The organism is Micromonospora sp. (assembly GCF_048594385.1).
Taxonomy (GTDB): Bacteria; Actinomycetota; Actinomycetes; order Mycobacteriales; family Micromonosporaceae; genus Micromonospora; species Micromonospora wenchangensis.
The window spans coordinates 1-9,196 of sequence record NZ_JBMDWU010000520.1; the positions used below are offsets into that span (position 1 = coordinate 1).

Here is a 9,196-nt window from a genome sequence, read left to right on the forward strand (position 1 = left end):
GGCCGGGGGGGGGGGGGGGGGGGGGGGGGGGGCCACCGCGCGGGGGGGGGGCGCGGGAGGCCGGTCGGCGGTGGGGGCACCGGGGCCGGGCGGGTAGGCCGGGGACTCGGCGGACGCCGGGGTGGACTGTCCGCGTACCCCCGGGTGGGATGCGGGCGGCGGGCCGGCGGCCGGCGGCGGACCCGGCGGGGTGTCGGCGGCCGGCCCGACCAGGTCGTGCAGCAGGCCGGGGGCGTGCGCGGCGACCGGCCGCAGCCAGTGCGCCGGCGGCTGCCCCGGCCCGCGCGACGCCGGGACCGGCCCGGCCCACCGCGCGGCGGGGTCGGTGACCGGCATGGCCGGGTCGGCCGGCGGGACGGCCGGGACGGGGGCCACCGCGTCGGCGGCGGCCCGCAGCCGGGCGGCCAGCCAGTCACGCGGTCGTGGACGCCGCGGCACTGCCGTCCTCCAACTCCAGCCCCTCGTACGCCAGGGTCAGCGCCACGATCGCGATCTCCTGGGACAGGGTGTGCAGGTGCGCGCCGCGCCACCGCATCGGCCACGCGTTGATCAGGTTCCAGCGCAGCACCTCGGCGGTGCCGGCGGCGTCGAGCAGCACCACCGACACGTTGCGGCGGCTCACCGTCCCGGTCGCCGCGCCGTGCACCCAGTCCCACAGCTCGCGCGACGGGGTGAGCCCGAAGTGCAGGGTCACCGGCGCGTAGTCGACCTGCCCCGGGACCGACCGCACCCGGTCGTTGCCGGCCTCCCGGTAGGCCAGCCGGCCGATCGTCATCTCCAGCCCGCTGACCTCGGTGAAGTGCCCGTTGGTGATGCCGTTGATGAGCAGCTTGAAGTGGTACGCCCGGTACGGATCGACCGGTGCGCCCGGTTGCGGGGTGGCCGGGGTCGGCATGTCAGCCTCCGATCGTCTCGGTGTCGGTGCCGCCGGCCCACTGGCTCAGCTTGAACACCACGAACTCCGCCGGCTTGACCACCGCGATGCCGATGTGCGCGACCACCATCCCGGCGTCGCGGACGTCGACCGGGTTGGTCTCCTCGTCGCACTTGACGAAGAACGCCTCCTCGGGGGTGCGCCCCAGCAGCGCCCCGTCGCGCCACACCCGGGTCAGGAACGCGCCGATGTCGCGGCGGATGGAGCGCCACAGCGAGTAGTCGTTGGGTTCGAACACCATCCACCGGGTGCCGTTGGCGATGGCCTGCTCGATGGAGATCGACAACCTGCGGACGTTGAGATAGCGCCACTCGCTGGCCTCGGCGGCCAGGGTGCGGGCCCCCCACACCCGGATGCCCTCCCCGGCGAAGTACCTGATGACGTTGACCCCCTTGGGGTTGAGCACGTCGTGTTCCGAGCGGGTGACCAGGTACTCCAGGTCGACCGCGCCGCGTACCGGCTCGTTGGCGGGGGCCTTGTGCACCCCGCGCAGCGCGTCGGTCCGGGCCCAGATGCCGGCCATGTGACCGCTCGGCGGGGTGAGCACCAGCTCGCCGGTGAGCGGGTCACGCACCCGCAGCCAGGGGAAGTAGTAGGTGGCGTAGTCGGACTGCCGGGCCCGGTGGGCGGCGCCGGTGTCGGGGTCGGCCGGCTCGCCGGCCTTGCCGTCGGCCGGTTTGCCGTCGCCGGCCTTGCCGGGGCGCGCGGGGGTGGCCACCCGGGTCAGCGTCGAGATGTCCTCGATGCCGGGCGGCGGGTCGCAGATCGCCACCATGGTGCGCAGCCGCTCAGCCATGCTCAGCAGCGCCTCGTGCGACACCGGGTCGTGGAAGCCGGGCGCGGCGAGGATGGCCACCTCGTCGATCGCCTCCACCAGTTGCAGCCCGGTGCGCCGCTGCCCGGTGCCGGTGAGCTGCCCGTCGGCACCGACGTTGACCACCCAGCAGCGGCTGCCGCCGTTGTCGAGGAAGCCGAAGACCGCCCGGGCCAGCGGGGTGCTCTCCAGGTCGTCGCCGTCGGCGTACAGCCGGAGGAACTCCGACCAGCTGGTGACGGCCAGCGCCCGGTCGACGTGGGCGGTGCGGTTCGGCGCGACCCCGACGAACGCGGCGACGGCCATCCCGACCGGCCCGATCGGCCGGGCGGCGCCGGGCACCTCCTCGACGTAGATGCCGGGGGAGAAGTAGTGGGGCATCGGTCCTCCTGTACGGCCGGTCCGGCTCAGCGGGCCGGGGGTTCGCAGACGATGACGATGTCCGCGTCGGCCGGGTCGACCTCGGCGGTGAGGGTGCGGCCCCGGCCGACCAGGCGCAGCCGGACCGGCTGGTCGGGGTGTTCCGGGTCGTGCGGTACACCGGCGAGCCGGAACCGACCGCCCGCGTCGGTGTGGGTGGCGTACGGGGTGCCGACCAGTTCCACCCGCAGCGCCGCCAGGGGTTGCCGCTGCGGGCCGACCACCCGGCCGACGAGGTCACGCAGGTCCAGCCGGCGCAGCCGCAGCGGATGCAGCACCGGTGGCGCGACCGGCGGCGTGGACGTCACCTGGGCCGGCACGTCGACCAGCAGCGCCGGCCGGGGGGCGACGCCCAGCGTCACCCACAACGCCGGGTCACCGGCCTCCAGCACCAGTTCCGGTTCGCCGGCCGTGGCGGCGGCGGTCAGCACCCGGTCCAGCCCGGCCAGCGCGGCCGGGCCGGCGGCGGCGACCAGGTAGCGGATCGTGAACCGGTACGGCGTGGGCGTCCCGGTGCCCCGGGTCTGCCGGGCCGGCCGCAGGGCCAGCGGCCACAGGGTCAGCCCGACGCCCCCGTCGGCGGGCGGGCCGACCGGGACGTCCTCGCCGGCCGCCCCGGCCAGCCAGGCGGCCAGCTCGGCGGTGGCCGCCTCGACCGGTCCCGGCCCGTCGCCGGTCATCGCGGCGGCGTCCCCTGGATGCGGTACGCGATGGCCTCGTTCCACACGTGCGGGTAGACGCCGATCTCGAAGTACCTGGTGAACCGGTTGATCGGTGCGTTGGCGTGGTCGTGCCAGAGCAGCCACACCGGGGCGACGGTGAACAGCACGTAGTTGAGCGCCACCAGCGGCAGGTAGAGCGGGCCGAGCAGCCGGGCCTGGAGGATGTGCACGTCCTCGTGGCGTTGGATGCCGGGGCCGGCACCGGCGCAGACCGTGCCGATGGTGGTGGCGTACCGCGGGGACACCCCCTCGACCAGGCTGACCCGGCAGCTGTGCTGCGAGGTGGGCCGGTCCAGCGAGTGGCCGACGACGAGGTGCAGGGCGAGGTAGAGCGCCCCGGCGGCGGTGTTCGGCAGGCTCCAGGTGTGGTCGATCACGAACAGGGCCACGCCCCGGGCGTCCGGGCCGTACACCCGGGCGGCGGCGACCGACCAGCCGAACGGGACCCCGATCAGCAGGCCGACGACCGCGCCGACCAGCAGGCCCACCGGGCCACCGGTGGTCACCCCGAGCGCCGCCCCGCACAGGACGTGGACGGCGGCGCTGACGATTCCGTAGACCATGGCACGCCTCCTCAGACCCAGGAGCGGACGAAGCGGGGCTCGCGCCCCTGGGCGAGCTGGCCGGGGGTGGCCCGGGTGGGCTGCCGGTTGCCGGACGGTAGCTGGTTGACGCCCAGCGCGGCGGAGAAGATGACCAGCCCGTTGAAGAACGCGATCAGCCACTTCTCGCCGCCCGCGTCGGTGGCGAACGCCGCGGTGGCGTACGACAGGAGCAGCGCCACGCCCAGGGCGATCCATTTGCGGGCCTTGTCGTTGTCCGGGCCGAGCAGGCCACCGATGACGTTGGCGGTGAGCAGGGTGGCGGCGCTGGCACCGGCCACGGTGCCGAGGGCGGCCCAGGTGAAGAGATCGTTCACGGCGATCCCCCTTCGGATGGTGCGGGACGGGCGGGGGCGGCCGGGGTGGCGGCGGTGCCGCCCCGGCGGCGCAGCAGGACGGCGGGGACCCCGCCGGCCAGCAGAAGCAGGACGAGGACCGCCACGGACACCGGCAGCCACGGGAAACCACCCGGGTCGTCCGGGCCGCTCGCGGCGGCGGGGCTGGCCGACGGGGTGGGGTGCGGCGGGGCCTCGGCGATCGCCCGCAGCTCGGCCGGTTTCGGCTGGTTGGCGATGACCTTCCAGGTGACCGAGCGCCCGGTGAGCGTGCCGTTGGAATCGATCACCCGGCCGGGAAAGGTCACCGAGATCTCGAACGACATGAGCTGCAGGAACGTCTGCTGGTTCTGGGGATTCTGTTCGGCCACCTTCCCGCCGTATTTCTTGGGGTCGAGTGGCAGGCTGAACCGGTAGAGATCACCGTCACGGACGAGCTTCACGCTCTCGCTCGTGAAGTTTTTCAGCGGGGTGTGCCGATAAGTGATCTGCGCGCCGTAGAAACGCTCGTCCTCGTAGACGGTCTCCTCGCCGGCGGGCAGAGCGGGGATGTTCTCCCGCAGTTCGGCGTAGGCGACCGCGAGGTTCTTGTTGCGGCTGCTGAGCACGGACTTCTCCGCGGTGAGCAGGAGTTGACCGTCGACGGTGTCGTCGGCGTTGACGGTCAGCCCCAGGTTGAGCTGCATGCATCCGGCCAGCAGGGTCAGCAGGGCCAGACACACCGTGAGTCGGGCCACCCTGCCGCGCCCGCGTCCGGTATTCATGGGCATATTGTGTGTGATCCACTTCACACCGGGCAGTCGGCGATCGGTCAGATGGCTGTCTCCGATCTTACCGATCCGCTTATCGGTCCGGCCGGCACGGATATGGTCCGCCGGTCGATATCCTGGAGGGTCGGCATCCATTACCGACCATTGTGGATGATCGCGGGAACCCTATTTTCGCGTCCGCTAGATCTGCGTTAAATCTCGGCGGCGACGGGTGCTGAACACGCCGGCCGCAGCCTGGGGACATGCATGCCGACGCCGAACAGGCAAGCCCGACCGAACCCCGCCGTCACGACCCACGACGGCCCCCTGCCCGCCCCCTCGCCGCCGCCGTCCGCACCCCCACCCCGGGTGCGACGCCGGGCATCCTCGCCACCGGTGCCTGCCTACCCGAGCAGGTGGTGACCAACGCGTCGCTGGCCGCGGCGCTCGGCGTCACGGCCGACTGGATCGTCGACCGGACCGGGGTCCACGAACGGCGCGCCGCCGCCCCCGGCGAGGCCACCTCCGACCTGGCCACCCACGCCGCGCGGCAGGCCCTCGACCGGGCCGGCGTCGACCCCGCCGACGTCGGCCTGATCATCCTGGGCACCTCGACCCCGGACCTGCCGCTGCCCGCCACCGCCTGCCGGGTACAGGCCAACCTCGGCGCGTGGGGCGCGTACGCGATGGACCTGGACGCCGTCTGCACCGGCTTCCTCTACGCCCTGGACGTCGCCCACAAGATCATGCGGTGCGACCCGGCCATCCGGTACGCCGTGGTGATCGGCGCGGACACCTACTCGCGCATCCTCGACTACACCGACCGGCGCACCTCGGTGCTCTTCGGCGACGGCGCGGGGGCGGTGGTGCTGGGCCGCTCGGCCGACGCCGCCGGCATCGCCTACACCCGGCTGGGCAGCGACGGCCGGCAGCACGACCTGGTCCGGATCCCCGCCGGCGGCAGCCGCGCCCCGGCCAGCACCGCCACCGTCGCCCACGGCGGGCACTACTTCACGATGGACGGCCGGGCGGTACGCGCGTTCGCCGAACGCAAGCTGCCGGAACTCGTCGCCGACGCCACCGCCGCCTGCGGGCTGACCGTCGCCGACCTCGACCTGCTCGTCCCGCACCAGGCCAACGTGCGGCTGCTGCGCGAGGTGACCAAGGAACTCGGCTTCGTCGCCGACCAGGTGGCGATCAGCGGCACCCACCACGGCAACACCGGCGCCGCGTCCGTGCCGGTCACCCTCGACGCGGCGATCGACGCCGGCCGGGTCCGCCCCGGGGCCCGGGTCCTGCTCGCCGCCTTCGGCGGGGGGATGACCTGGGGAAGCGCCCTGATCACCTGGCCCGGCGGCACGGCCGGCCAGCCGACCCACGAGGAGCCACCGGCATGAGCATCCTGTCCGACTACGCCAAGCGCACCCCCGGCTCGAAGGAACACTTCGCCCGGGCCGGCGCGATGATCCCGGCCGGGGCGACCCGCAGCCTCAACTCCTGGCCGCCGTACCCGGTCTACCTGGACCGGGGGGTCGGCGGCACGGTCTGGGACGTCGACGGCAACGCCTACCGCGACTTCCTGGCCAACTACACCGGCCTGCCGCTGGGCTACGCCGACCCGGACGTCACCGCCGCCATCCGGGAGCAGCTGCCGCACGGCACCTCGCACTCGTTCTCCCGCACCCTGGAGGCCGAGCTGGCGGGGCTGCTGGTGGCGCGGGTGCCGAGCCTGGAACGGGTCCGGTTCACCGGCTCCGGCACCGAGGCGGTGATGTTCGCGCTGCGCCTGGCGCGGGCCCACACCGGCCGCCCGCTGGTCGCCAAGGCCGAGGGCGGCTACCACGGGACCACCGACGACGTCATGATCAGCGTACGGCCACCGGCCGACCTCGCCGGTGACGTCCGGTCGCCCGCCTCCGTGCCGGAGATGCGCGGCATCCCCGCCTCCCGTACCCGGGAGACCCTGGTGGTGCCGTTCAACGACGTCGCCGCGTCGCAGGAGATCCTGCGCGCCCACGCCGACCGGGTGGCGGCGCTGGTGCTCGAACCGGTGCTCGGCGTCGGCGGGATGATCCCGGCCACCGCCGCGTACCTGACCGCGATGCGGGCCACCTGCGACGAGCTGGGCATCCTGCTGGTCTTCGACGAGGTGATCACGCTGCGGCTGGCGTACGGCGGCGCGCAGCAGGCGTACGGCGTCACCCCCGACCTGACCACCATGGGCAAGATCATCGGTGGTGGCCTGCCGATCGGCGCGTACGGCGGCCGGGCCGACATCATGGGGTTGCTCGAACCCCAGGGCGGCACCGACGTCTACGACTCCCGCTCCGGCGGCCCGGCGCTCTACCAGGGCGGCACGTTCACCGGCAACGCGCTGAGCGTCGCCGCCGGCATCGTCACCCTCGGCAAGCTCGACGCGGCGACCATCGACGCGCTCAACCGCACCGGCGACCTGCTGCGCCGCGAGCTGACCGGGGTGTTCGCCGGTGCGCCGGTCGACGCCGTCGTCACCGGCGTCGGGTCGCTGTTCAACATCCACATCGGCCCGCGCCGGGTAGAGGTGTTCCGCGACGTCCGCGACGTCGACGCCGCCCGCCAGCAGGCCTTCTTCCTGGGCCTGCTCAACCACGGCGTGATCGTCGCCCCCCGGGGCATGGGCTGCGTCACCACCTGCACCACCCCGGATGATGTCGCGGCCTTCACCGCTGCCGTCCGGCTCACCCTGCACGACATCACCGAGGCCGGCTGAGAGGGCACGACGATGCAGATCACCTGGACACCGGAGCAACACGCCCGCCGGGAGCGGTTCCGCCGCTTCGCCGCGACGACCGTCGCCCCCGGCACCGCCGAGCGCGACCGCGCCGGGGTCTTCGACACCAAGTCCTGGCATGCGCTGGCCGACGAGGGTTTCTGGACCGCCCACCTGCCCCGCGAGCACGGCGGCGACGGGGGCACCCTGTGGGACTTCCTGGCCGGGCTGGAAGGGCTCGCCCAGGGCGCGGACGACTCCGGTTTCGTGCTGTCCGCCGTCGCCCACGCCGGCCTGCTGCACGTATTGTGCGAACACGGCACCCCCGAACAGCGTCGACGGCTGCTCCCGGCGCTGGCCGGCGGCGCGGTGGGCGCCACCGCCGCCACCGAACCGGCCGGTGGCTCCCACGTCGCCGCCGTCGGCACCCGGGCCCGCGTGCACGGCGTCGACGACTGGCGGCTCACCGGGCACAAGGCGCACATCACCAACGCGCCCGTCGCCGACCACCTGCTGATCGTCGGCCGGCTCGACGGCATCGGCGCCCGGGACATCACCCTGTTCGTGCTGGACCGCGACCGGCCCGGCGTCGACACCGGCGTCGCCGAGGACCTGCTCGGCCAGCGGACCAGCCCCACCGGGCCGATCATCCTGGACGGGGTGCCGGTCGGCCCGGCGGACGTGGTCGGGCCACCCGGCGACGGGCTCGCCACCCTCTACTCGTTCCTGGCCTTCGACCGGCTCATGTACGGCGTCGTGGTCGCCGCCCAACTGGAGGCACTGCTCCCCGTGGTGCTGCGCCGCTGCGCCGAACGCCGGGCGTTCGGCGTCCCCATCGGCGAGCACGAGTTCATCCAGGACAAGGTCGTCGGCATCCGGACCACCATCGAGTCGGCCCGGCACCTCGCCTACGCCGCCGCCGACGCGCTGGTCCGGGGCGACGACGCCTACAGCGCGCTCGCCTCCTGCGCCAAGCTGGCCGCCTCCGAGGGCGCGGTCCGGTCCACCGTCGAACTGGTCCAGATCTTCGGGCACGCCGGCTACGACCGTGCCGGCGGCATCGAACGGCACCTGCGCGACGCCGTCGCCATCCGGATCGCCGGCGGCACCACGGAGATGCAGAAGAAGAACATCTACAAGGACGTGGTACGCCGCTACGCCACCCCGGTCGACGCGCCGGCGGTGCCGGCGTGACCGCCCCGACGGGCCCCGGCACCGTGGCCGTTCCGACGGATTCCGGCGGCGTGGCCGCTCCGTCGGTGGCCGGCGGTGTGGCTGTTCCGGCGGGTTCCGGCGGTGTGGCCGGATCCGGTGCCGCGTCCGATCCGGCCGGTGCTGCCGGTGGGGCGGGCGTCGCCGGTGCGGGGCTGGGGCGTCGGGTCGAGGGGGAGCGGACCCGGGTGGTCCGCGAGGACGACTGCGCGACCCGGTGGGGCAACGAGGGCCTGATGGTCCTGTCCACCCCGGCCATGCTGGGCCTGATGGAACAGACCTGCGTGGAGGTGCTCGCCCCGGTGTTGTCGTCCGGCGAGATGACCGTCGGCGTCGGCGTGACGCTGACCCACGCGGCGGCGGCCGGTCATGGTGAGCCGGTCACCTACCGGGTCGCCCTCACCGTGGCGGGCCGCGACGTCGACGTCGACTTCACCGTGGTCGGTCCGACCGGGACGGTGCTCGGTCACGGCTCCCACCGGCGTCGGATCGTCGACCGGGCCGCCTTCCTCCGCCGACTGGCACCCCCGACCGGCTAGCCCACCCGTCCCCGGGGGCCCGGCCGGGCCCCCGGGGCCGCCGGTACCCCCGCCCCCGCCCGCGGGCGGTGGAGAAGCGGTTGGCGTGCCCGGCCACCGCCGTTACAGACGCAAACCACA

General features: G+C 74.1%; 10 protein-coding genes and 1 pseudogene. 4 read left to right on the forward strand and 7 right to left on the reverse strand.

Annotation, left to right across the window (positions count from 1 at the left end):
- The 7 genes and pseudogenes from ACOJTC_RS27580 to ACOJTC_RS27610 form a co-directional block, all read right to left on the reverse strand.
- Window positions 1-438 (reverse strand): annotated as a pseudogene (locus tag ACOJTC_RS27580) (hypothetical protein); the annotation flags it as partial.
- Entirely contained in the window at window positions 413-895 is a 483-nt protein-coding gene (locus ACOJTC_RS27585) for a phage tail protein (protein ID WP_363794901.1), read from the reverse strand. The gene ACOJTC_RS27585 and the pseudogene ACOJTC_RS27580, both read right to left, overlap by 26 nt.
- A gap of 1 nt (window position 896) precedes the next feature.
- Window positions 897-2,129, reverse strand: coding sequence for a phage tail sheath family protein (locus tag ACOJTC_RS27590; protein WP_420119071.1), 1,233 nt, complete (start codon window positions 2,127-2,129; stop codon window positions 897-899).
- A 26-nt stretch (window positions 2,130-2,155) separates the two neighbouring features.
- Entirely contained in the window at window positions 2,156-2,848 is a 693-nt protein-coding gene (locus tag ACOJTC_RS27595; RefSeq protein ID WP_420119072.1) for a carboxypeptidase regulatory-like domain-containing protein, read from the reverse strand.
- Entirely contained in the window at window positions 2,845-3,453 is a 609-nt protein-coding gene (locus ACOJTC_RS27600) for a glycine zipper family protein (RefSeq protein ID WP_204922956.1), read from the reverse strand. Before ACOJTC_RS27600 ends, ACOJTC_RS27595 begins: the two co-directional genes overlap by 4 nt.
- Window positions 3,454-3,464: 11 nt before the next feature.
- The gene (locus ACOJTC_RS27605) at window positions 3,465-3,809 is read right to left on the reverse strand and encodes a hypothetical protein (protein WP_088646730.1); all 345 of its coding nucleotides are present in this window, start codon (window positions 3,807-3,809) and stop codon (window positions 3,465-3,467) included.
- The gene (locus ACOJTC_RS27610) at window positions 3,806-4,591 is read right to left on the reverse strand and encodes an LppM family (lipo)protein (protein ID WP_420119073.1); all 786 of its coding nucleotides are present in this window, start codon (window positions 4,589-4,591) and stop codon (window positions 3,806-3,808) included. The genes ACOJTC_RS27605 and ACOJTC_RS27610 overlap by 4 nt, the downstream gene beginning before the upstream one ends.
- A gap of 248 nt (window positions 4,592-4,839) precedes the next feature.
- Here ACOJTC_RS27610 and ACOJTC_RS27615 point away from each other — a divergent pair, with 248 nt between their 5' ends.
- From ACOJTC_RS27615 to ACOJTC_RS27630, 4 genes are read left to right on the forward strand one after another with little or no spacing between them, the layout of a single operon-like run.
- Window positions 4,840-5,973 (forward strand): 3-oxoacyl-ACP synthase III family protein, encoded by a 1,134-nt coding sequence (locus tag ACOJTC_RS27615; RefSeq protein WP_420119074.1) that lies wholly within the window; start codon window positions 4,840-4,842, stop codon window positions 5,971-5,973.
- The gene (locus ACOJTC_RS27620; protein WP_420119075.1) at window positions 5,970-7,325 is read left to right on the forward strand and encodes an aspartate aminotransferase family protein; all 1,356 of its coding nucleotides are present in this window, start codon (window positions 5,970-5,972) and stop codon (window positions 7,323-7,325) included. The genes ACOJTC_RS27615 and ACOJTC_RS27620 overlap by 4 nt, the downstream gene beginning before the upstream one ends.
- Before the next feature lie 12 nt (window positions 7,326-7,337).
- A complete protein-coding gene (locus ACOJTC_RS27625) occupies window positions 7,338-8,519 on the forward strand; it encodes an acyl-CoA dehydrogenase family protein (protein WP_420119076.1) in 1,182 nt (393 codons plus the stop codon).
- A complete protein-coding gene (locus tag ACOJTC_RS27630; protein ID WP_420119077.1) occupies window positions 8,516-9,076 on the forward strand; it encodes a thioesterase family protein in 561 nt (186 codons plus the stop codon). Before ACOJTC_RS27625 ends, ACOJTC_RS27630 begins: the two co-directional genes overlap by 4 nt.
- The last annotated feature ends 120 nt before the right edge of the window (window positions 9,077-9,196 follow it).

Bases quoted from the DNA above. Each gene is read 5' to 3' on its own strand.
- ACOJTC_RS27590 (WP_420119071.1), bottom strand. From the start codon at position 2,129: ATGCCCCACTACTTCTCCCCCGGCATCTACGTCGAGGAGGTGCCCGGC.
- ACOJTC_RS27600 (WP_204922956.1), bottom strand. From the start codon at position 3,453: ATGGTCTACGGAATCGTCAGCGCCGCCGTCCACGTCCTGTGCGGGGCG.
- ACOJTC_RS27625 (WP_420119076.1), top strand. From the start codon at position 7,338: ATGCAGATCACCTGGACACCGGAGCAACACGCCCGCCGGGAGCGGTTC.
- ACOJTC_RS27620 (WP_420119075.1), top strand. From the start codon at position 5,970: ATGAGCATCCTGTCCGACTACGCCAAGCGCACCCCCGGCTCGAAGGAA.
- ACOJTC_RS27610 (WP_420119073.1), bottom strand. From the start codon at position 4,591: ATGAATACCGGACGCGGGCGCGGCAGGGTGGCCCGACTCACGGTGTGT.
- ACOJTC_RS27615 (WP_420119074.1), top strand. From the start codon at position 4,840: ATGCATGCCGACGCCGAACAGGCAAGCCCGACCGAACCCCGCCGTCAC.
- ACOJTC_RS27585 (WP_363794901.1), bottom strand. From the start codon at position 895: ATGCCGACCCCGGCCACCCCGCAACCGGGCGCACCGGTCGATCCGTAC.
- ACOJTC_RS27595 (WP_420119072.1), bottom strand. From the start codon at position 2,848: ATGACCGGCGACGGGCCGGGACCGGTCGAGGCGGCCACCGCCGAGCTG.